Raw genomic sequence first — 20,250 nt, forward strand, 5'->3', positions numbered from 1 at the left:
CCTTCGGGATGCGCAACGCCGGGCCGTCGTACCGCATTCGGCCTTCCGGCCGCTTCCCCTGGGGGTTTATTCGATGAGCGCTCTCGATCCGGCGGCGGGCCCGCTGCCCGAGCCGGCCCTCGCGGCGGCCTCCGTCGGTGTCGAACTCCTCGACCACGACGCCGTGCCGGGCCGCACGGGAGCGGGCGGAGCACCGGGCGACCTGCTCCTGCTGCACGGATTCGGCGGTGACAAGACGCAGTTGCGTCCGGTCGGTGACGCGCTGTGCGGCGCGGGCTCCGTCGCCGTCTACCCCTCGCTGCGGGCCCACGGCGACAGCCCCAAGCCCGCGTGGGGCTACTCGGCCCTGGACTTCTCGGCCGACCTGCACCGGTTCGCGGACGTCCTGCCGGACGAGCTCCACCTGGTCGGATACTCCTACGGCGGTCTCGTGGCGGCGGTCTCCGCGATCACCTGGGGCGCGTCCCGGGTGCGCAGCCTGGTCGTCGTCGACCAGTCCTTCGACCCCCACCCCGACTGGCACGTGGCGGACGAGTGGGCCGAGGGGAGCCTGCTGCGCTGGCACTACGACTTCAGCCACCTCCCGGATCTGCTCGAACGGCTCGGCATCCCCGTGCTCGTCCTCGCCGCCGAGGGGAGCCCCAACATCCCGGCCGGCGAACGCGAGCGCCTCTCCCGTCGCGACAGCGCCCACTTCTCCCTCGCATTCATCGAGGGCACGCACGCCGACTGCCATCGCAATACCGACGAGATCACCTCCGCCATGCGTGCTTTCTATCTGCATCATTTCGGCGGGACGAACGAAAAGGAAAGCGCCGCATGAAAGCCGGATTCATCGAGCGGGGGCCCGGTCGCACCCTGCTCCTGGGAACACTTGCCAATTCGCTCGGAAACGGCGTGTTCCTGACGGTTTCGGCGCTCTATTTCACCCGGATCGCGGGCTTCTCGGCCGCCGAACTCGGCCTCGGGCTGAGCATCGCGGGCGTCGCCGGACTCTTCGCGGGTGTCCCGTTCGGGCACCTCGCGGACCGCAGGGGCGCCCGCGGCACCTCCGCGCTGCTCCTCGTGCTCGCGGGCCTCGCCACCGCCGCGTACCTCACCACCGACTCGTTCCCGCTGTTCGTCGTGATCGCCTTCTTCTACGCGATGTTCGAGCGCGGCGCCCACGCCGCACGGCAGGCGCTGATACCGGCGGTGCTCAGCGGCGAGAGCCTGGTCCGCGTCCGCGCCAAGATCCGCGTGGTCACCAACGTCGGTGTGTCGGCGGGTGCGGGTCTCGGCGGCCTCGCCCTCCTGTGGGACACGAGCACGGCGTACCACCTCACCTTCGCGCTCAACGCGGTCAGCTTCGTGGTGTGCGGGCTGCTCTTCCTGCGGCTGCCCGCCGTTCCCCCCGCCGCGGAGCGCGCCCCCGGCGAGCCCCGGCTCGCGGTGCTCCACGACCGCCCGTACGCGCTGCTCGCCCTGATCAACATGGTGATGCTGCTGCACATCCCCATCCTTGAAGTCGTGCTGCCGCTCTGGATCTCCCTGCACACCGGCGCGCCCCGCTCGCTGACCGCGGCCCTGCTGCTGCTCAACACCCTTGCCGTGGTGGGGCTCCAGGTGCGGCTCACCAAGAAGATCGACGCCCTGGAACCGGCGGTCCGCGCCTTCCGCACGGCGGGTGTGGTGCTCCTCGCCTCCTGCACGGCCTTCGCCGTGTCGGCCGGGCGCGGCGCCGTGACGGCGACGGCGGTCCTGGTCGTGGCCGCCGCCCTGCACGTGTACGGCGAGATGGTGCAGTCCGCGGGCTCGTGGCTGATCGGCTACGAACTCGCCCCCAAGGACCGACAGGGCCAGTACCAGGGCCTGTTCAACACGGGGATCGCGGCGGTCCAGATGTTCGGCCCCGTCTCGCTGACCCTGCTCCTGATCGACTGGGGCACCCCCGGGTGGCTGGTGCTCGGCGCGGTGTTCCTCGCCGGCGGGCTGCTGATGGCCCCCGCCGTCCGCTGGGCGCAGCGACGCGGCGCCGCCGCGGCCGAAGGCACCGACCCGACCGCACTCACCGCCACCGCCTGACCCGCCGAAGCCGCCCGCCCCCTACGCACCGAGCCGCCACCACGCACCACCGAGCCACGCCCGAGCACCGAGCCGCCACCACGCACCACCGAGCCACGCCCGAGCACCGAGCCGCCACCCACGCACCACCCGCCCTCGCGCCCGGCCGCCACCCACGACCCGGGCCGCCACCCGCACGGAGCCCCACCCACGCGAAGTACCGCCACCCATGCCCAGAGCCGCCACCTACGAACAGCGCCGCACGGTCGTTCCGGCCCGCGCGGTGCATGGGGGAAATCCATGGTCCACAGCGATGTCGCCACCACCACGCCGGTGCCAGCGGGCACCGGGAGAGACGGCGTGGAGCTCCAACTGTGCGACGTATGGCGCAAGTTGCTCGGCCGCGCCGACGTCGGGATCCACGACGACTTCTTCTCGCTGGGCGGCCACTCGCTGCTCGCGATCCGCCTCACCGTGGAGGTGCGCCGGCTCTTCCACGTCGACCTCACCGCCGCGGACCTGCTCGCCGCGGCCACCGTGGCGGAGCTCGCCGAGATCATCCGCCGCGGCTCGGCGGGCGGCACCGGCCAGCTGGTGCGGATCCAGGCCGGTTCCGGCGGCAGCCCCGTCTACGCCCTGCCGCCGGTCTCCGGCACCGTGCTCCTCTACCCGCCCATCGCCCGCGCGATGGGGACCGACCAGCCCTTCTGGGCCGTGCAGTCGGTCGGCCTGCTGCCCGGCGAGACGCCCCTCGCCTCGCTGGAGGAGATCTCCGAGGCCTTCATCGAGCAGCTGCGCGCAGTCCACCCCGAGGGCGCCGAGTGGAACCTGATCGGATACTCGATGGGCGGTCTCCTCGCCTACGAGACCGCGCGCCGGCTGAAGGAGCGCGGCGAGCGGGTCGGGCTCGTCGGGCTGCTCGACACCCGGATCGTCGTGGAGGCGGGCGCCGACCCCGACTTCGCCCTGCGCGCCCTGCTCTGGCGCGGGCTCAAGCTGGAGGTGGACGTCGACTGGCTCCGCTCGCTCACCCCGCAGGAGCGGGCGAAGGAGCTGGTCGAGCGGGCCGTCGCCGCCGGGACCATGCCGGCCGACTTCGACGCGGACCGGCTGCGCCGCATGATCGACATGTACCAGTTCAATCTGGACGCCCTCGCCTCGTACCGGATCAAGCCCTATGACGGCACCGTCACCGTCTTCCGTGTGATGGACCGCTCCCTTGAGGACGGCACGCTCCCGGAGGACCTGGGCTGGGGCGAGGTCGCCGCCCGCGCCGTCGTGTGCGACGTGCCCGGCGACCACTTCACGATGGTCGAACCCGGCCAGGTCGAGGTCCTCGGCCGGCGCCTCAGGGACCACATCGCCCTCGGCGACGCGCCCGGCGCACCGCTCGTCTGACGCCCCCACAGGAGGAAACCGCCCCATGCCGCAGGAGCAGAAGGCCGACGCGATCCCCGACTCCTACCTCGTCCGCCCCATCGGTACCGTCTGCTCGCCCCGCAGCGTGCCGAGCCACGACCACTGGGGCGCGGTGAGCGCGCTCATCGAGCTGGACCCCACCCAGCTGGAGCCCGACGCGGTGGCCGGCCTCGACCTCTTCTCCCACCTGGAAGTCGTCTTCCGCTTCCACCTGGTGCCCGAATCGGCCACCGTCACCGGATCGTGCCACCCGCGGGGCCGGACCGACCTGCCGCGCCTGGGCATCCTCGCCCAGCGCCTCAAGGAGCGTCCCAACCGGCTCGGTGTGTCCCGCTGCGAACTGGCCGGTGTCGACGGCCTCACCCTCCACGTACGGGGCCTCGACGCGCTGGACGGCACCCCCGTCCTCGACGTCAAGCCCTACCAGCAGATCTTCCAGCCGGAACCGGAAGCAGTGCGCGAGCCGACCTGGCTCCGGGCGGCGATGTCCGCCTACTACTTCTGACCGCTTCCGCCCCTGCCAGGCCACGAGCCGCCCGCGGACGTCCACAGCAAGGAGTACTCCCTTGTCCAGCCTGTCCAGCCTGCCCAGCCTCTCCAGCCAGTCGAGTCCCGCCACCGCCACCGGCGCCGCCCCCGTCGACCTCGAACTGAACCTCGGACGCCTGCTCGACCGCAATCCGCAGCTCCAGATCCCCCGCGACGAGTACAACATCAACGTCACCTCGAACGAGGGCGACCGGCTCGACAGCGACGAACTCGCCGCGCAGTACGGCACGTTCCCCGGCGCGGACCATCCGGCCCACCTCTACTTCCACCTGCCGCTGTGCAACTACATCTGCCACTTCTGCAACTACGTCAAGCGGCTGGTGCCCCGGGGCAAGGAGGACCCGTCGCTGCGTCTGTGGTCCGACCTCCTCATCGAGGAGTCGCGCCGCTACCTGGAGCGCTTCGACTGGATACCCCGGGCCCGCATCGAGTCGTTCTACATCGGCGGAGGCACCGCCGCGCTGCTCCTGAACAGCCCCGAGTACATCGAGCCGCTGGTGCGCCACGTCCGGGAGAACTACGACCTGGCCGCGGGCGTCGAGTTCAACATCGAGGGCAACCCCGAGAACTTCCAGCGCCACCACCTGGAGACCGCGCAGGAGCTGGGCTTCAACCGGTTCAGCCTCGGCGTCCAGTCGCTCCAGGACGAGGTCAACGACTTCACCAAGCGCCGCCACTCCGCGGCCCAGTCCATCGAGGCCGTCGAGAACCTGCTGGCCACCGGGCGCCCCTTCAACGTCGACATGATGTTCGGGCTGCCCTACCAGACCCCGGAATCCGTACGCCACGACATGACGGTCCTCACCGACCTCGGCGTACCGACCATCACCATCTACCGGCTGCGCAACGCGGACCGCGAGGAGATGGGCATCGGCAACCGGGCGGTCTGGAACAACCCCGCGGTACGCGAACGCCTCATCAGCGAGGGCCGCTTCCCCGACCTCGACTCGACGTACGCGATGCGCCAGGAAGCCGTCGAGGTCCTGCTCGACAAGGGCTACTACCCGAGCCCGTGCGGCTGGTGGAGCCGCCCCGGCACCTACGAGGGCGGAAACATCCCGCAGACCTCGAAGAACAAGTGGGAGCACTACAACACCATGATCGCGTACGGTCCCGGCGCCTACGGCTGGCTCACCGGCGACCAGGAGGAGTTCCTCCAGACGCACAACATCACCGACATCGGCAAGTACGTCTCCTTCATGCAGAAGAACGAGGGGCTGCCCCTCAACTTCGGCCGCCGGCTCTCCGGGCACAAGGCCATCGGCACCGCGCTCGGCTTCAACTTCAAGGCCAACCAGCCCATCGTCCTCGACCGCTACCGCGACCGGTTCGGCGCCGACCTGATGGAGATGGAGCCCTTCGCCTCCGCGTTCACGGAGCTCATCGAGCGCGGCCTGGTCGAGATGGTCGGCGGTGGCACCGCCCTGAAGCCCACGCTGGACGGCGAAGCCCTGCACGAGGAGATCATCTTCCACTACTTCCACCAGCGCATCGGCCTGTCCGACGCCCCCGTCTGTCGGCGGTGACCGTGCACTACGCAACCACCCCGGCCGCCCCCGCGCCCGTGTCCCTCACGTCGGCCCGGCGGGCCGAGGCCGCCTTCGCCCGGCTGCACGGCGCGGACGCCGCGCTGCTGCTCCCCAGCAACGTCACGGCCACCACGGCCGTCCTGCTGGCCCTGAGCAATCCGGGCGGCCACATCGTCGTCTCCGACCAGACCTGCGATCCGCTGCGCGCGGCCCTGACCGCCGAACTCACCGGATCCAGACGCACGGTCACCTTCGTCGACTGCACCGAGCCGGACGCGGTCGTCGCGGCCGTGCGGCCCGCCACCCAGGTGGTGTACACCCCGTCCCTGAGCGATCCGCTGATGCGCCTGGCCCCGCTCGGCGAACTCGCCACCTACGCGCAGATGAACGACCTGCTGCTCGTCGTGGACAACACCGCGTTGTCGCCCGCCGAGGTGCGGCCCCTGGAGAGCGGCGCGGTCGTCGTCATCGAGGACGCCTCGCCCTGCCTCGACGAGTGGGGCGACGTCAGCGCCGCGTTCGTCACCGGCGCCGGCCGCCATCTGGCGCCCGTCCGCGAACAGGCCGCGCGCTTCGGCGGCCAGGTGGACCCCTGGGCGGCCCACCTCCTGGAACGGTCCCTGTCCACGCTGGGCCTGCGCCTCGCGGCCCGCCGGCACCACGCGGAGCGGGTCGCCGACGCACTCCGCGGACACCGTGCCGTACGCACCGTGCACCGGCCGACGTTCGACGAAGCCCCCTGGGCCCTGGAGACCCACGACGGTTTCGGCGGACTGCTCGCCTTCGAGGTCGCGCCCGACGTCCGCGACCTCGGGGCCGTGCTCGACGCGTGCGCCGCCGACGACGCGGCGACGGGCAGCACGCTGGCTCTGCCCGCCCTCACCACCCACGCCCACCTGAGCGAGCGGGTGCGCCAAGAGGCCGGAATATCACGGCAGTTGGTGCGCGTGTCGGTGGGCACCCAGGACCCGGGTCCGCTGATCCGCGGTCTGCTCAGGGCCCTCGACACGGCCGCCGGGCCCCGGCCCCCGAGTGGAGGAGAGCGATGCTGAACGGGGTCGACCTCGCCGCCCGCGAGGCGCTGGCCGAGCAGATCCGGGAGGACTCCTGGGAGGCTCAGCTGAGCATCGGCGTACAGGCCCGCCCCGGGCCCGGCGGACGGTGCCGGGTGGACACCGAGCCCATGCGCCTGGGATCGAGCCGCGTCGCCCGGTCCTTCACCCTCCACCAGGGGCAGGACACCGGCAACGGATCAAAACCAGCTCCCTCCGGGGCGGGGGAGTGCCTCGACCCGGTCGGCTCGGTCCTCGTCGGCCTCGGCGCCTGCGTCGCCGACAACGTCGTGGCCCGGCTGACCGCGGAGGGCTGCCATCTCACCTTCCTCGAGGTGGTGCCGGCCGTGGAGCCCGCCGACGCGGGGGACGGCACCCGGCTGTCCTACGGCGTACGCATCGAGGGCGAGGTCTCCGCCGAGCAGGCCCGCCGCGCGGTGCTGGCGGCGGGCGAGCGGGGCAGCGGCCACCGCACCCTTGAGGACCCCAACGAGATCCGCGTCGTGGTCCAGACCGAGCAGGACGTGCACCTCACGGCCCGACCGGCCGCACCCCGTGCGACGACGGCCCGGCGCCGCGCCGCGCGGGTGGCCTGGGAGGTGGGCGCCCATGTGATCGCCGAAGTGGACGGCGTACGGGCCGAGTCGGACCAGCCCAAGCAGCTGTTCGGCGCCGACATCGCGCCCAGCGCACAGGAGTACTTCCTGTCCGCGCTGGCGGGCGAGGCGCTGCGGTTCGCGGCCGGTGCGGACGGCGCCGGGCCGCCTCCCGCCGCCGACGACGCCGGGGGCCCCGGGCCCCAGGACGCCGTCCACGCATCGGGCCGCATCGACCTGCGCGGCCCGTACTCCACCCAGGACGCGCCGGCCGGTCTGCGCAACATCCTCGTCCAGCTGCTGCCCGCCGACCCGTCCGCCAAGGACGACGACGGCGGCCCGGCCGAGGCCGTGCGCGGCTGGCTCGCCGAGGGGGAGGCCCTCCGTCTGATCAGGGACGCGCACCCGATCCGGGTGGACGTGGTCCTGAACGGAACACCGATCGCGACCGGCCCCGAAGGGGCCGTCGCCGCTACCGCACCGCACGACACGAAGGAGCAGCACAGTGCCCCGTGAATGGGACGCCAAAACGTACGACTCGCTTCCCCTGCCGCACCAGCAGTGGGGCAAGCGCACCCTGGGCCGTCTCAACCTGCGGGGGACCGAGACCGTCCTGGACGCCGGGTGCGGCACGGGACGGGACACCGCGTCGCTGCTCGACCTGGTGCCCGAGGGCCGGGTGATCGGCGTCGACGGCTCCAGCCGGATGCTGGACCAGCTACGGACCAAGCTCGCCGGCCGGCTCGACCGCCTCGACGTCATCGAGGCCGACCTCACCAGGCCGCTGGAGCTCGGCACCCAGGTCGACGCCGTCTCCAGCGTGGCCACGTTCCACTGGATCACCGACCACGCGGCGCTCTTCGCCAACCTGGCCCGGTCCCTGCGCTCCGGCGGCCAGTTCGTGGCGGAGTGCGGCGGCGAGGGCAACGTCGCGCGGATCAACGCGGCCGTCGACGAGGTGCTCGGAGCGACCCAGGGCGAGAAGGTCTGGTACTTCGCCGGAGTGGACGAGACCACCGAGCGGCTGGAGGCGGCCGGCTTCACCGACATCGAGGTCACCCTGCTGCCCGACCCGGCCCGGCTGGAACCCGGCGAGCAGCTGTGGAGCTACCTCGCGACGGTGGTGCTCGGCTCGCACCTGGACCGGCTGCCCGACTCCGACCACGAGGACTTCGTCCACGCCGTCGCCGACCGGCTCCCGGAGCCGGTCGTGGACTACGTCCGGCTCAACATCACCGCCCGCCGGGCCTGAGCCACGGAGCAGCCCCGGGCGCGGCCGTCCCCGCGCCCGGGGCCCCGCCCGAGCCCGCCCCCTTCCGTGCGCTTCGACCGGAGGCCGACCCATGGGCCAGGACCAATCACGCCGGGTGCTGCCCGGAACCGCCGCGACGCCCCTGCTCCTGCTCGTCCACGACCGGGGCTCCGCCGCGCCCCTGCGGGTCCTCGCGGCGGCCCGCGGCCTGTGCCGGGTCGTGCTGCTCTGCGAGCCGGACGACCCGGAGCTGGCGGCCGGGCTGCGCATGGTGGCGGGGCACGCCGAGATCGTGGACATCACCGGCCTCGACGACGCGGCGGTGTGCCGTCTCGCCGCCGGTCTCACCCCGGCCGGTGTGGTCACCTTCAGCGAACGGCGGCTGCACCTGACGGCGTCGGTGGCCGCCGCGTGCCGCCTGCCGTTCCACCGCCCCGACACCGTGGAAGCCCTCACCGACAAGTTCCGGCAGCGACAGGTCCTCGCGGACAGCGGGGTGCAGCACACCCGCTGCGCGCTGGTACGCGACCCGGCCGGCCTGGCCGGCGCGCTCGCCCTCGTCGGCCTGCCGGCCGTGCTCAAGCCGAGGTCCGGAGCGGGCAGCGTCGACACCTGCCTGGTCAGGTCGGAGGGCGAGTGCCGGACCCGGCTCGCCGAGTTCACCGAAGGCCACGGCCCGGCCGGGCGCCGGGACTTCGTCCTGGAGGAGTACCTGCCCGGCGACCCCGCACCGGCGGGACCCGGCGTCGGCGACTACGTGTCCGTGGAGTCCGTGCTGATCGACGGCGCCCCGCGGACCGTCGCCGTCACCGGCAAACCCCCGCTCGTGCCGCCGTTCCGCGAGACCGGGCACATCCTGCCCGCCCCGCTGGCCCCCGCCCTCGCGGCGGACGTCGTCGCCCTGGAGCAGCGGGCGGTCCGCGCGCTCGGGGTGCGGCACGGGGTGACCCACACCGAGATCAAGCTGACCCCCCACGGGCCGAGGATCATCGAGGTCAACGGACGCCTCGGCGGTCACGTGGCCGAGATCGTGCAGCGCGCCCTCGGCTACGACCTGGTGGCGGCGGCCCTGCGGTGCGCGCTGGGCCTGCCCGTCGCCGAGCCACCGGGCGGGACCGGCGGACCGGAGCCGGGCCGGCCCGGCCGGGTCGCCTTCCAGTACATGCTGGTCCCGCCGGCCGGCGCCCTGGGCTCGGTCCGCCCCGCGGCGCTCGTCGAGGAGCTGGCCGGGCTCCCCGGCGTGGACCTCGTCGACGTGCCGGGGGCCGACGGACGGCCCGCCCACTGGCGCGCGGGCACGGCGGGGGCGCTGGGCGTCGTGTACGGGTCCGCCGACGACCACACCGCGCTGCGGGCCCTGCTGGCTCAACTCCGGCTCACACTGGCCGACTTCTGGCCGAAAGCCTCCGCCGGATCCGTATGACAACCCCGCCGGGCACCTCCGCACCCGGCGTACGGTGGACCATGATCGCTCCCTCCTTGTGAAAGGCGCAGCACATGTCAGAGAGCAGCACCCGGGCCGAGGTCGTATCCGACCCGGTCGGTCAGGTGGTCGGCGGCCGGGCCGAGGTCCGCGACGACGAGTGGGGCGAGGTGTCCGCCGTCATCCGCCTCGACGAGAAGCAGTTCGGCCCCGAAGCCCTCGCCGGCCTCGACTCCTTCTCCCACGTCGAGATCGTCTACCACTTCGACCGTGTGCCCCTCGCGAAGGTGGAGACCGGGGCGCGGCACCCGCGCGGCAACACCGACTGGCCGCTGGTCGGCATCTTCGCCCAGCGCGGCAAGAACCGGCCCAACCGGCTCGGGGTCTCCCGCTGCCGCCTCGTGCGCGTCGACGGCCTCGATGTCCACGTCCAGGGTCTGGACGCGGTCGACGGGACGCCCGTCCTCGACATCAAGCCCTACATGGCGGAGTTCGGCCCCCGCGAGGCCACCACGCAGCCGGACTGGGCGACCGAGATCATGCGCGAGTACTACTGACAAGGCGACCGACGGCCGGCCTGCGGCCTGGGCCTTCGTCCGCAACGACGCAGGCCCGGCCGCGCGCCGGGCCGTACGGTCTTCACGAAATTCTCGCTCGCGCAGCCGAATGGCCCCTGCGTAGGATTGCGGACATCCCGCTGGAGGGCGACCCCCACAAGGCCGGGACGAGGGGGATCCGCATGCGCGCCAACGTTGACCGAAGCCGGCTGGACCGCACGGTGTACGGGCTGATCCACCGCAATCCCGGCTGGGGCACGGAAGAGGTCTCCTCCGGTGCGGACTGCTCGCCCGCCGAGGTGGAAGAGGCCTGCGACCGGCTGCTCGCCACCGGCCTCCTCAGCCCCGCGCCCACCGCCCGGTGCGGATTCGCGACCGTCGAGCCGGAAGCCGCCCTCACCCGCCTGTTCACCTCCGAGGAACGACAGGCCGCCGCCCACGCCGAACGGATGGCGCGGATCAGATCCGACATAGCCGCCCTCACCGTGCACTTCGCGGACCTGCGCAACGAACGGCGCGCCCCGGTCGAGGTGGAGACCCTGGCCACGCCCGCCCTGGTCAATTCCTTCCTGGAGGACGCGGGCAGCATGGTGCGCAGCCGCATGAGGTCGATGCACCCGGGCGGGCCGCCGCCCGAGGACGTCATCGACGAGATGCTGCTCCGCGACAAGGAGATGGCGGGCCGCAACATCGAGGTCGAGGTCCTCTACCAGCGCCGCGCCGCCGAAGTCCCGTACGTGGCCGCCTACTTGATGGACGCGGCCCGCCGGGGCCGGGAGGCCCGCACCGCGGAGTTCCTGCCCATCCGCATGATCCTCTTCGACGACGACCTCGCGGTCCTCCCGATCAACCCCGCCGACAGCAGCGAGGGCGCGCTCGCCGTCCACGGCCGCGCCCTGATGGCCACGCTGCACGCCTTCTACGACCACTGCTGGCACAACGCCACGCTCCCGCGCCGGCCCCAGGAGGGCCGGGCCAGCCGGCCGGCCCTCGACAGCCAGGAGCTGATCGTGGTGCGCCTGCTGGCCGACGGCGTCAAGGACGAGGTGATCGCCCGCCATCTGGGCGTCTCCTCGCGCACCCTCAGCCGTCTCATCTCGGGCCTCCTGGAGCGCCTCGGTGTCCAGACCCGCTTCCAGGCCGCGCTGCGGATCGCGGAGCTCGACCTTCTGGCGTGACCTCGGCGGGCCGGTGGGGGGGAACGGATTTCCGGCTCGGGCCCCGGGCCGTGCAGGATGGCCCCATGACCGAGATCCGCACCCCCCGCCTCCTGCTGCGCCGCTGGACCGACGACGACCTCGTCCCCATGGCGGAGATCAACGCCGACCCGGAGGTCATGCGCTGGATCGGCGACGGTTCGGTCCGTGACCTGGAGCAGACCGCCGAGAACATCGAGCGGTGGGAGGAGGAGTGGGACGACGAAGGCTTCGGGCTCTTCGCCGTCGAGCTCCTCGGCTCCGGCGAGATGATCGGCTTCACCGGTCTCTCCGTGCCGCACTTCCTGCCCGAGGCCGAGCACGAGGTGGAGATCGGCTGGCGGCTCGGCCGCCCGTTCTGGGGCCAGGGCTACGCCTCCGAGGCGGCCCACGCCGCGCTGGAGTTCGCGCTCCAGGACCGTGGCCTCGGACGCGTCATCAGCATCTCCCGGGTGGGCAACGACGCTTCCGAGAACGTGATGCGCAAGCTCGGCATGAAGCAGGAGCGCGAGACGGTCCACCCGGCGTTCGGGCACGCCCTGAACATCCACTCCATCGACCTGAGCGAGTACGCGGCCTGACCGGGCGGGGGGCCGCGCGCCGGGTCAGATGAGGGCGAACTGACCCCCGGGCCCCTCCTCGTGGTGATCCAGTACGGACGCCGGGCGCCGCGCGCCGTCCGGCACGGGCAGGACACCGGCGGCCCGGAGCTCGCCGCGCGTCGTCGGCGCGGTGACGGCGTCGGCCAACTCCGCGCGCTGTGCGTCGAGTTCGCCGAGCAGGGCGAGCACGGTGATCAGTTCGAGCAGGTCCGACGTCCACTCCTGGGGCCACCCCGCCGGGCCGACCGCGGCGAGCGTGCCCGCTCGGGCGGGCTCGGTGCGCCGCTGGAACCACCATGCGAGGACCCGCACCCCGCCGGCCCGGAACTCCCAGGCCGTGGCCGGGACCGGCGAGATCCGGCCCTCCTCGCCCACGTGCAGGACCTCCTCCGCCGCGTCGTACCGCAGCTCCCGCGGCCGGGCCGGCAGCGCGGCCCGTACATACGGCCGGCGCCCTCCGGGCAGCCGCGGCCTGTCGCCCCCGCGCGCCCCGCGCGTCATGAGTGCGGTCATCCGCCGGCCCAGCGCGACCCCGGTGGACCAGAGGCCGGGGTCGCGCGGCAACGGCACCGCGCACCCCTGGGGGCCGGGCCGGGCAGCCGCCACCGTCCAGGCGAGCACATCGGGCGCGGTGACATCGCTCCCGTACGCCGTGGAGAGGAAGGCGGCCAGACCGGGCGCGAGGTTCGGTTCGAGACCGCCGGGGCGGCGGTACAGCGGGCGGATGCGGCCGGGGCGCCCGGCGGGGGAGCGGCCGTCGGGCAGCACCGCCGAGACGGACGGCGCGTCCTTCGCCCCGGCCGGCACGTACGCCTGCTCCACCACGAAGAGCTGCCGCTCGTCCGCCACCCGCCACAGCTCCGGCCGCGCGGCGTCGATGAGGCGCTGGTCCGGTATCAGCCACTGCTCGTCGAAGGGACCGCACCGGACGCGCACCGGGTCGGGGCAGGCGCCGTGCTCGCGCGCGAGCGGCCCGGTGGCGCCCGCGCGGCCGGGCAGCGCCGCGACCGAGGAGGAGAGCACCCGGGAGCGGGACGGCTCGAACAGCCGCTCCCGCTCGGCCCCTTCGGATCGTACGAGCCGGTCCCAGCGGGCGCGCAGGGTCCGCTCGTCCGGCGCCACCACCCAGTCGCGGCCCAGCCGGAGCGGGGCCACCGACCAGGGCATCAGGTCGTCGAGGAGAGGCAGGTCATCGCTCACGCCCAGCATGCTAGTGAGAACCGTCAGCGGGCCTCGACCGTCATCGAGAACGAGAAGCGGTCGCCGCGGTAGTGGATCCGGGCGACATCGACGACCCGGCCCTTCCCGTCGTAGGTGACCCCCGTGTAGTGCAGGATCGGTGAGAGCAGCGGGACTTGGAGCAGCTCGGCGGTGACCGGGTCGGCGAGGCGGGCCTCCACGGTGTCCGTGATGCGCGCGATGTCCACCCCGACCGCGTCCCGCAGCACCTTGGTCATCGGCCAGCGCGTGAGGTCGGCGAGGTCGATCGCGGCGGCCACCTCCGGGCGGACCGCGTTCCAGGCCCAGTTGGTCGGTTCGCCGCTCTCCTCGTCGCAGCGCAGCCGACGGTAGGTGACGACCTCCGCGCACCCGGGGAAGTGCTCCGCGAGGTCGCCCGGCACCGGTTCCGTGCCGTGGCCGAGGATCGTGGTGCGCTCGCCCGACTGCTGGGCCACGATCGCGTCGATCGAGCCGAGCAGCCGGACCGGGGAGGCCCGGCGGGCGGCCGGCTCGATGAACGTGCCCCGCCGCCGGTGCCTGCTGATCAGGCCCTCCTCCTCCAGCTCCTTGAGCGCCTGGCGCATCGTGAGCACGCTCACCCCGTAGTGCGCCGCCAGCTGCTCCTCGGTGGGCAGGCGCAGCGATGCGTCGGGGGAGCGCCCCAGTATCGAGGCGCGCAGCGACTGGGACACCTGGTACCAGAGCGGGAGCTTCCGGTTCAGGAGCAGCGAGTCGGGCGCGAAGGAGGAGGTCACAGGGACTCCGTATCAGGTGGTGCTCAGGAGCGGAAGTGGCGCTGAAGACCCTGCCACACGTCGTCGTAGCCCTGCTGGAGGTGGTCGGCGGCGGCCGCCTGCCCGGTGGCGGTGACCGGCCAGCGCGTCTCGAACATGAAGGCGAGGCCGTCGTCGATCTTCTGCGGCTTCAGCTCGGCGGCGCTCGCCCGGTCGAAGGTCTCCCGGTCGGGGCCGTGCGCCGACATCATGTTGTGCAGCGAGCCGCCGCCGGGCACGAAGCCCTCCGCTTTGGCGTCGTAGGCACCCTCGATCAGGCCCATGTACTCGCTCATCACGTTGCGGTGGAAGTAGGGCGGCCGGAAGGTGTCCTCGCCGACCAGCCAGCGCGGCGCGAACACCACGAAGTCGACGCCGGCCAGGCCCGGGGTGTCGGACGGCGAGGTGAGCACCGTGAAGATCGACGGGTCGGGGTGGTCGTAGCTGATGGAGCCGATCACGTTGAAGGTGTGCAGGTCGTAGACGTACGGCGTGTGGCTGCCGTGCCAGGCGACCACGTCGAGCGGCGAGTGGTCGTAGGTCGCGGTCCAGAGGTTGCCGCAGAACTTGTTGACCACCTCGACGGGGCCCTCGACGTCCTCGTACGCGGCGAGCGGGGCCCGGAAGTCCCGTGCGTTGGCGAGGCCGTTGGCGCCGATCGGGCCGAGCTCGGGCAGCTCGAAGGGGCGGCCGTAGTTCTCGCAGACGTAGCCGCGGGCGCTCGCGTCGAGCAGCTCGACGCGGAAGCGCACCCCGCGCGGGATCAGCGCGACCTCGCCGGGGCGGGCCGCGAGCAGGCCCAGCTCGGTGCGGAGCAGCAGCCCGCCGCGCTCGGGGACGATCAGGAGCTCGCCGTCCGCGTCGCTGAACACCCGTGACTCCATGGAGGAGTTGGCGTGGTAGAGGTGCACGGCCATGCCGGTGCGCTGCGTCACGTCGCCGTTGCCGCCGAGCGTCCACAGACCGGCCAGCCAGTCGGTGCCGGCCGGGGGCTCGGGCAGCGGGTTCCAGCGCAGCCGGTTGGGGTCGGGCACGGACTCGCTGAAGGGCGCGGTGCGGATGCGGCCGTTGTCGGCGCGGGTGAACGGCGGGTGCGCCGCGGATGGCCGGATCCGGTAGAGCCAGGAGCGGTGGTTGGTGGCACGCGGCTCGGTGAAGGCGGAGCCGCTCAACTGCTCCGCGTAGAGGCCGAGGGGGGCGCGCTGGGGGGCGTTGCGGCCGTGCGGAAGAGCGCCGGGGACCGCTTCCGAGCTGTGCTCATTGCCGAAACCACGAGAGTAGCCGAGGCCCTCCGCGATCTTCCCCGCCTGCTCGCCGGTCGATGTCGTCATCGTGCGCTCTCCTGCTCCCGTGCCGGAATCCTATGCTCAACCGTAGGATTACGATGCGGTCGCGTCAACGGGAAAACCGGCCGCTCGGGGGATGATGGGCGCGTGTCTCCTGCTCCTGACCTCCACGCCAACCTTCGCCGCGCGCCCGTGCAACAACGCAGCGCCGAGCGGCTGTCCCGGATACTCGACGCCTGCGCCGAGCTCCTCGACGAAACCGGTTACGAAGACCTCTCCACGCGCGCCGTGGCCCAGCGGGCGGGCGTGCCCATCGGCTCGGTCTACCGCTTCTTCGGCAACAAGCGCGCCATGGCCGAGGCGCTCGCCGCCCGCAACCTCGACCGCTACGCCGGAATGATCAACGCCCGCCTCGAAACGATCGAAGCGGCCGACTGGCGGGGCGCCGTCGACGCGGTCCTGGACGAGTACCTCGTCCTGAAGCAGACCGTTCCCGGGTTCAACCTGGTCGACTTCGGCGGCCCCGTGCCGGTCCCCGATCCGGACGCCGACGCCAACCACCTCCTGGCCGCCCGCCTGGCCGAGCTGCTGCCGGCCCAGTTCGGCCGCACCCTCGACGCGGACCTGCGCCGCACCATCCTGGTCGCGGTCGAGGCGGCCGACGCCACCCTGCGTCTGGCCTTCCGCACGGACCCGCAGGGCGACCCGGGCATCGTCGCCGAGACCCGCCAGCTCCTGCACGCCTACCTCGCCCGCACCCTGGACTGACCCCGCACGGGGCCTCCCGCACATGCCTACCGGTCGGTATGCTCCGAGGGCTCGCGCGCCGTCGCCCCGGGAGGACGCACCATGTCCCGCACCGCCCTGCGTATCTGTCCGCTCTGCGAAGCCACCTGCGGGCTGAGCCTCACCGTCGAGGGAGACAGGGTCACCGGCGCCCGCGGCGACGCGGACGACGTGTTCAGCCAGGGGTTCATCTGCCCCAAGGGAGCCTCCTTCGGGGAGATCGACGCCGACCCCGACCGGCTGACCGGACCGCTCGTGCGCCGGGACGGCGTGCTGCGCGAGGCCGGCTGGGCCGAGGCCTTCGACCTGATCGCGGCCCGCGTCCGCCCGGTGATCGAGCGGTACGGGCCGAACGCGGTCGGCGTGGTCCTCGGCAACCCGAACGTCCACACCATGGCCGGCGCCCTCTACCCGCCCGCCCTGCTCGGCGCGGTGCGCACCCGCAACCTGTTCACCGCGAGCACCCTCGACCAGATGCCCAAGCACGTCTCCAGCGGGCTCCTGTTCGGCGACCCGTTCGCCATCCCCGTACCCGACCTCGACCGCGCCGGCCATCTGCTGCTCCTCGGCGCCAACCCGCTGGAGTCCAACGGCAGCCTCTGCACCGCCCCCGACTTCGCCGGAAGACTGCGGGCCCTGCGCCGCCGCGGCGGCACCCTCACCGTCGTCGACCCGCGCCGCACCCGCACCGCCAAGCTCGCCGACCGGCACGTGGCGATCCGGCCCGGCACCGACGCGCTGCTGCTCGCCTCGATCGCCCAGGTGCTCTGCGCGGAGAAGCTCACCGCGCCCGGCGACCTCGAAGCACTTACCGAGGGCCTCGACGAAGTGGCGGACGCCGTACGGGAGTTCACGCCCGAGGCGGTCGGCCCCCGGTGCGACGTGGCACCGGACACCATCCGGGCCATCGCCCGCGAACTCGCCGCAGCGCCGACCGCCGCCGTCTACGGCCGCATCGGCAGCTGCACCGTCGAGCACGGCACCCTGGCCAGCTGGCTCGTCGACGTACTGAACGTGCTGACCGGCAACCTCGACCGCCCCGGCGGCGCGCTCTTCCCGCTCTCCGCCACCGACCGCGCGCCCGGCCCCGCCGCCCCCGGCAAGGGGTTCGCGCTCGGGCGCTGGCACAGCCGCGTCGGCCACCACCCCGAGGTGAAGTCCGAACTGCCGCTCGCCGCGCTCGCCGAGGAGATCGAGACCCCGGGCGAGGGGCGGATCCGGGTGCTCATCGCCTCCGCCGCCAACCCGGTGCTCTCCGCGCCCGACGGCGACCGGCTCGACCGCGCGCTCGGCGGGCTCGACTTCATGGTCAGCATCGACCCGTACCTCAACGAGACGTCGCTGCACGCCGATGTCGTCCTGCCCCCGCCGCCGCCCTCGCAGAGCGCCCACTTCGATTTCGCGTTCAACGGCTTCGCCGTCCGCAACCAGGTCCGCTACACCCGGCCCGCGGTGCCGCTCGCCGAAGGGCGCATGGACGAGTGCGAGATCCACGCGCGCCTGGTGCTCGCGGTGGGCGGGATGCACGGCGCCGACCCGGACGCCGTCGACACGATGATCGTCGAGCGCACCCTGGCCAAGGCCGTCGCCGACCCCCACGCGCCGGTGCACGGCCGGGACGCCGCGTCCCTCGCCGCTCGGCTCACCGGCCGCAGCGGCCCCGAGCGGCGCCTCGACCTCATGCTCAGACTCGGCCCGTACGGCGACGGCTTCGGCGCGGACCCGGACGGCCTGACCCTGGACCGCGTCCTCGCCCACCCCCACGGCATCGACCTGGGGCCGCTCCGGCCCCGCCTCGCGCAGGTGCTCAGGACCCGCAGCGGCCGGATCGAACTCCTCCCCGCCCCCATCGCCGCCGATCTGCCCCGGCTGCGCGCCGCCCTCGACGAGCGGCCCGACGCGCTCGTCCTGGTCGGCCGGCGCCATCTGCGCTCCAACAACAGCTGGCTGCACAACATCCCCGCCCTGAGCGGCGGCTCCAACCGCTGCACCCTGCAGATCCACCCCGAGGACGCGGCCCGGCACGGCCTCGCCGACGGCGCCGACGTACGGATCACGGCGGACGGGGGCGCGGTGGTGGCGCCGGTGGAGATCACCGACAGCGTCCGCGAGGGCGTCGTCAGCCTGCCGCACGGCTGGGGACACAGCCGGGCCGGCAGCCGGCTCGCGGTCGCCGCGGGGCGCCCCGGCGTCAACGTCAACCAGCTCCTGGACGGCTCACGGCTCGACCCCCTGTCGGGGACCTCCGTGCTCAACGGATTCCCCGTCGCTCTCACACCCCTGCCGTGACCTGGAGTTTTGCTCGTATTGCTCAGGTGTCAACGTCTTGTTAAGGAGGGAAACGGCCACCTAGCGTCATCCGGACCGCCAGCCCCTGGTGGGAGTTCAAGGGTGAACGTTAGGTGTCCTCCATGCTGACCATCCTCGGCTTCGCCATGATCGCGACCTTCCTGGTCCTGATCATGCTGAAGAAGATGTCGCCGATCGCGGCGCTGGTTCTGATCCCCGCTCTCTTCTGAGTCTTCGTCGGCAAGGGAGCCCATCTCGGCGACTACGTCATCAAGGGCGTCGGCTCGCTCGCGCCGACCGCCGCGATGCTCATGTTCGCGATCATCTACTTCGGCGTGATGATCGACGTCGGCCTCTTCGACCCGATCGTGCGAGGCATCCTGCGCTTCTGCAAGGCCGACCCGATGCGGGTGGTGGTCGGCACCGCGCTGCTCGCCGCGATCGTCTCGCTCGACGGCGACGGCTCCACCACCTTCATGATCACCGTCTCGGCGATGTATCCGCTCTACAAGCGGCTCGGGATGAGCCTCGTCGTGATGACCGGAGTCGCCGCGATCGCCAACGGCGTGATGAACACCCTGCCCTGGGGCGGCCCGACCGCCCGCGCGGCGACCGCGCTCAAGGTGGACGCCTCCGACATCTTCGTGCCGATGATCCCCGCCCTCGCCGTCGGCCTGGTCGCCGTCCTCGTCCTCTCGTACGTCCTCGGCCTGCGCGAGCGCAGGCGCGTCGGCTACCTCTCGCTCGACAAGGTCCTGGAGCCGGAGACCGAGACGGTGCTCGTGGGCGCCGGGGGCTCCGGCGGGACCCCGCGCACGGCGGGCGGCGGCGGGACCCCGCGCACGGCGGACGGCGGCGGGACCCCGCGCACGGCGGGCGGCGGCGAGGCCCCACGCGCCCCGGGCGGCGGCGCCGGAACGGACGGGCCCGAGGGCGACGACGACTTCCAGGGGCTCGACTCCGCACGCGAGACCCTGCGGCCCAAGCTGTACTGGTTCAACGCGCTGCCCACCGTCGCCCTGCTCACCTCCATGATCATGGAGTGGCTGCCGATCCCGGTGCTCTTCCTCATCGGCGCCGCCCTCGCCCTGACCGTGAACTTCCCGCACATCCCGGCCCAGAAGGCCCGCATCGCGGCCCACGCCGACAATGTCGTCAACGTCTCCGGCATGGTCTTCGCGGCCGCCGTCTTCACGGGTGTGCTGGGCGGCACCGGCATGGTCAAGCACATGGCCGACTGGCTGGTCGGTGTGGTGCCGGACAGCATGGGCTCGCACATGGGCCTGGTCACCGGTGTGCTCAGCCTGCCGCTCACGTACTTCATGTCGAACGACGGCTTCTACTTCGGCGTCGTGCCGGTGCTGGCCGAGGCGGGCGCCGCCCACGGCGTCTCCTCCCTGGAGATCGCCCGCGCCTCGCTGGCCGGTCAGGCCCTGCACATGTCGAGCCCCCTGGTCCCCGCCGTGTACGTCCTGGTCGGGATGGCCAAGGTGGAGTTCGGCGACCACACCCGCTTCACCGTGAAGTGGGCCGCCCTGACCTGTCTCGTGGTGCTGGGATCGGGCATCCTGTTCGGCATCATCTGACCGCTTGCACGGTCCGGTCCCGCCGGCCGCCCCTGGCGCCCAAAAACTAACAGCGCTAGTTTGAGCGGCGGAGGACACCGGTTCCGCTCGG

17 protein-coding genes and 1 pseudogene are annotated in these 20,250 nt (G+C 72.8%); 15 read left to right on the forward strand and 3 right to left on the reverse strand.

The window, feature by feature from the left end; translation table 11 throughout:
* The first annotated feature begins 73 nt into the window (after positions 1–73).
* From OOJ98_RS08605 to OOJ98_RS08660, 12 genes are all read left to right on the forward strand, one after another.
* Positions 74–823 carry an alpha/beta fold hydrolase gene (locus OOJ98_RS08605; protein ID WP_267054029.1) on the forward strand — a complete coding sequence of 250 codons (750 nt, stop codon included), beginning with the start codon at positions 74–76 and terminating at the stop codon, positions 821–823.
* Positions 820–2,064: an MFS transporter gene (locus OOJ98_RS08610; protein ID WP_267054030.1), complete on the forward strand. Its 1,245-nt coding sequence runs from the start codon at positions 820–822 to the stop codon at positions 2,062–2,064. Before OOJ98_RS08605 ends, OOJ98_RS08610 begins: the two co-directional genes overlap by 4 nt.
* Positions 2,065–2,343: 279 nt before the next feature.
* The gene (locus OOJ98_RS08615) at positions 2,344–3,441 is read left to right on the forward strand and encodes a non-ribosomal peptide synthetase (RefSeq protein ID WP_267054031.1); all 1,098 of its coding nucleotides are present in this window, start codon (positions 2,344–2,346) and stop codon (positions 3,439–3,441) included.
* A 25-nt stretch (positions 3,442–3,466) separates the two neighbouring features.
* Complete coding sequence (locus OOJ98_RS08620; RefSeq protein ID WP_267054032.1) at positions 3,467–3,967, forward strand: SAM-dependent methyltransferase; 501 nt, start codon at positions 3,467–3,469, stop codon at positions 3,965–3,967.
* 61 nt (positions 3,968–4,028) lie between these two features.
* Positions 4,029–5,537: a radical SAM protein gene (locus OOJ98_RS08625; RefSeq protein WP_267054033.1), complete on the forward strand. Its 1,509-nt coding sequence runs from the start codon at positions 4,029–4,031 to the stop codon at positions 5,535–5,537.
* A 2-nt stretch (positions 5,538–5,539) separates the two neighbouring features.
* Positions 5,540–6,592, forward strand: a complete 1,053-nt coding sequence (locus tag OOJ98_RS08630; protein ID WP_267054034.1) for a PLP-dependent transferase — start codon at positions 5,540–5,542, stop codon at positions 6,590–6,592.
* A complete protein-coding gene (locus tag OOJ98_RS08635; RefSeq protein ID WP_267054035.1) occupies positions 6,586–7,704 on the forward strand; it encodes an OsmC family protein in 1,119 nt (372 codons plus the stop codon). Before OOJ98_RS08630 ends, OOJ98_RS08635 begins: the two co-directional genes overlap by 7 nt.
* Complete coding sequence (locus tag OOJ98_RS08640) at positions 7,694–8,440, forward strand: trans-aconitate 2-methyltransferase (RefSeq protein ID WP_267054036.1); 747 nt, start codon at positions 7,694–7,696, stop codon at positions 8,438–8,440. The genes OOJ98_RS08635 and OOJ98_RS08640 overlap by 11 nt, the downstream gene beginning before the upstream one ends.
* A gap of 91 nt (positions 8,441–8,531) precedes the next feature.
* Positions 8,532–9,863, forward strand: a complete 1,332-nt coding sequence (locus OOJ98_RS08645; protein WP_267054037.1) for an acetyl-CoA carboxylase biotin carboxylase subunit family protein — start codon at positions 8,532–8,534, stop codon at positions 9,861–9,863.
* 74 nt (positions 9,864–9,937) lie between these two features.
* Positions 9,938–10,420, forward strand: coding sequence for an SAM-dependent methyltransferase (locus OOJ98_RS08650; RefSeq protein ID WP_267054038.1), 483 nt, complete (start codon positions 9,938–9,940; stop codon positions 10,418–10,420).
* 182 nt (positions 10,421–10,602) lie between these two features.
* Positions 10,603–11,598, forward strand: a complete 996-nt coding sequence (locus OOJ98_RS08655; protein ID WP_267054039.1) for a helix-turn-helix transcriptional regulator — start codon at positions 10,603–10,605, stop codon at positions 11,596–11,598.
* Positions 11,599–11,663: 65 nt separating this feature from the next.
* The gene (locus tag OOJ98_RS08660) at positions 11,664–12,197 is read left to right on the forward strand and encodes a GNAT family N-acetyltransferase (protein WP_267054040.1); all 534 of its coding nucleotides are present in this window, start codon (positions 11,664–11,666) and stop codon (positions 12,195–12,197) included.
* Between the two features lie 24 nt (positions 12,198–12,221).
* On the opposite strand, the gene OOJ98_RS08665 is transcribed toward OOJ98_RS08660, so the two are convergent.
* From OOJ98_RS08665 to hmgA, 3 genes are read right to left on the reverse strand one after another with little or no spacing between them, the layout of a single operon-like run.
* Positions 12,222–13,427: a type ISP restriction/modification enzyme gene (locus tag OOJ98_RS08665; protein WP_267054041.1), complete on the reverse strand. Its 1,206-nt coding sequence runs from the start codon at positions 13,425–13,427 to the stop codon at positions 12,222–12,224.
* A 14-nt stretch (positions 13,428–13,441) separates the two neighbouring features.
* The gene (locus tag OOJ98_RS08670; RefSeq protein ID WP_267054042.1) at positions 13,442–14,194 is read right to left on the reverse strand and encodes a GntR family transcriptional regulator; all 753 of its coding nucleotides are present in this window, start codon (positions 14,192–14,194) and stop codon (positions 13,442–13,444) included.
* A gap of 23 nt (positions 14,195–14,217) precedes the next feature.
* Positions 14,218–15,543 (reverse strand): homogentisate 1,2-dioxygenase, encoded by a 1,326-nt coding sequence (gene hmgA, locus OOJ98_RS08675; protein WP_267054043.1) that lies wholly within the window; start codon positions 15,541–15,543, stop codon positions 14,218–14,220.
* 102 nt (positions 15,544–15,645) lie between these two features.
* Here hmgA and OOJ98_RS08680 point away from each other — a divergent pair, with 102 nt between their 5' ends.
* The 3 genes and pseudogenes from OOJ98_RS08680 (at position 15,646) to OOJ98_RS08690 (ending at position 20,159) form a co-directional block, all read left to right on the forward strand.
* On the forward strand, positions 15,646–16,266 hold the full coding sequence (locus OOJ98_RS08680; RefSeq protein ID WP_267054044.1) for a TetR/AcrR family transcriptional regulator: 621 nt from the start codon (positions 15,646–15,648) through the stop codon (positions 16,264–16,266).
* Between the two features lie 81 nt (positions 16,267–16,347).
* A complete protein-coding gene (locus OOJ98_RS08685; RefSeq protein ID WP_267054045.1) occupies positions 16,348–18,573 on the forward strand; it encodes a molybdopterin-dependent oxidoreductase in 2,226 nt (741 codons plus the stop codon).
* Between the two features lie 122 nt (positions 18,574–18,695).
* A pseudogene (locus OOJ98_RS08690) lies at positions 18,696–20,159 on the forward strand (citrate:proton symporter).
* Positions 20,160–20,250: the final 91 nt, after the last annotated feature.

Source organism: Streptomyces sp. NBC_00083, assembly GCF_026343295.1.
In the GTDB taxonomy this organism is placed as follows: domain Bacteria; phylum Actinomycetota; class Actinomycetes; order Streptomycetales; family Streptomycetaceae; genus Streptomyces.

Coding starts and splice junctions, on each gene's coding strand:
- OOJ98_RS08605 (WP_267054029.1), top strand. CDS start 74: ATGAGCGCTCTCGATCCGGCGGCGGGCCCGCTGCCCGAGCCGGCCCTC.
- OOJ98_RS08610 (WP_267054030.1), top strand. CDS start 820: ATGAAAGCCGGATTCATCGAGCGGGGGCCCGGTCGCACCCTGCTCCTG.
- OOJ98_RS08615 (WP_267054031.1), top strand. CDS start 2,344: ATGGTCCACAGCGATGTCGCCACCACCACGCCGGTGCCAGCGGGCACC.
- OOJ98_RS08620 (WP_267054032.1), top strand. CDS start 3,467: ATGCCGCAGGAGCAGAAGGCCGACGCGATCCCCGACTCCTACCTCGTC.
- OOJ98_RS08635 (WP_267054035.1), top strand. CDS start 6,586: ATGCTGAACGGGGTCGACCTCGCCGCCCGCGAGGCGCTGGCCGAGCAG.
- OOJ98_RS08645 (WP_267054037.1), top strand. CDS start 8,532: ATGGGCCAGGACCAATCACGCCGGGTGCTGCCCGGAACCGCCGCGACG.
- OOJ98_RS08650 (WP_267054038.1), top strand. CDS start 9,938: ATGTCAGAGAGCAGCACCCGGGCCGAGGTCGTATCCGACCCGGTCGGT.
- OOJ98_RS08655 (WP_267054039.1), top strand. CDS start 10,603: ATGCGCGCCAACGTTGACCGAAGCCGGCTGGACCGCACGGTGTACGGG.
- OOJ98_RS08660 (WP_267054040.1), top strand. CDS start 11,664: ATGACCGAGATCCGCACCCCCCGCCTCCTGCTGCGCCGCTGGACCGAC.
- OOJ98_RS08665 (WP_267054041.1), bottom strand. CDS start 13,427: ATGCTGGGCGTGAGCGATGACCTGCCTCTCCTCGACGACCTGATGCCC.
- hmgA (WP_267054043.1), bottom strand. CDS start 15,543: ATGACGACATCGACCGGCGAGCAGGCGGGGAAGATCGCGGAGGGCCTC.
- OOJ98_RS08685 (WP_267054045.1), top strand. CDS start 16,348: ATGTCCCGCACCGCCCTGCGTATCTGTCCGCTCTGCGAAGCCACCTGC.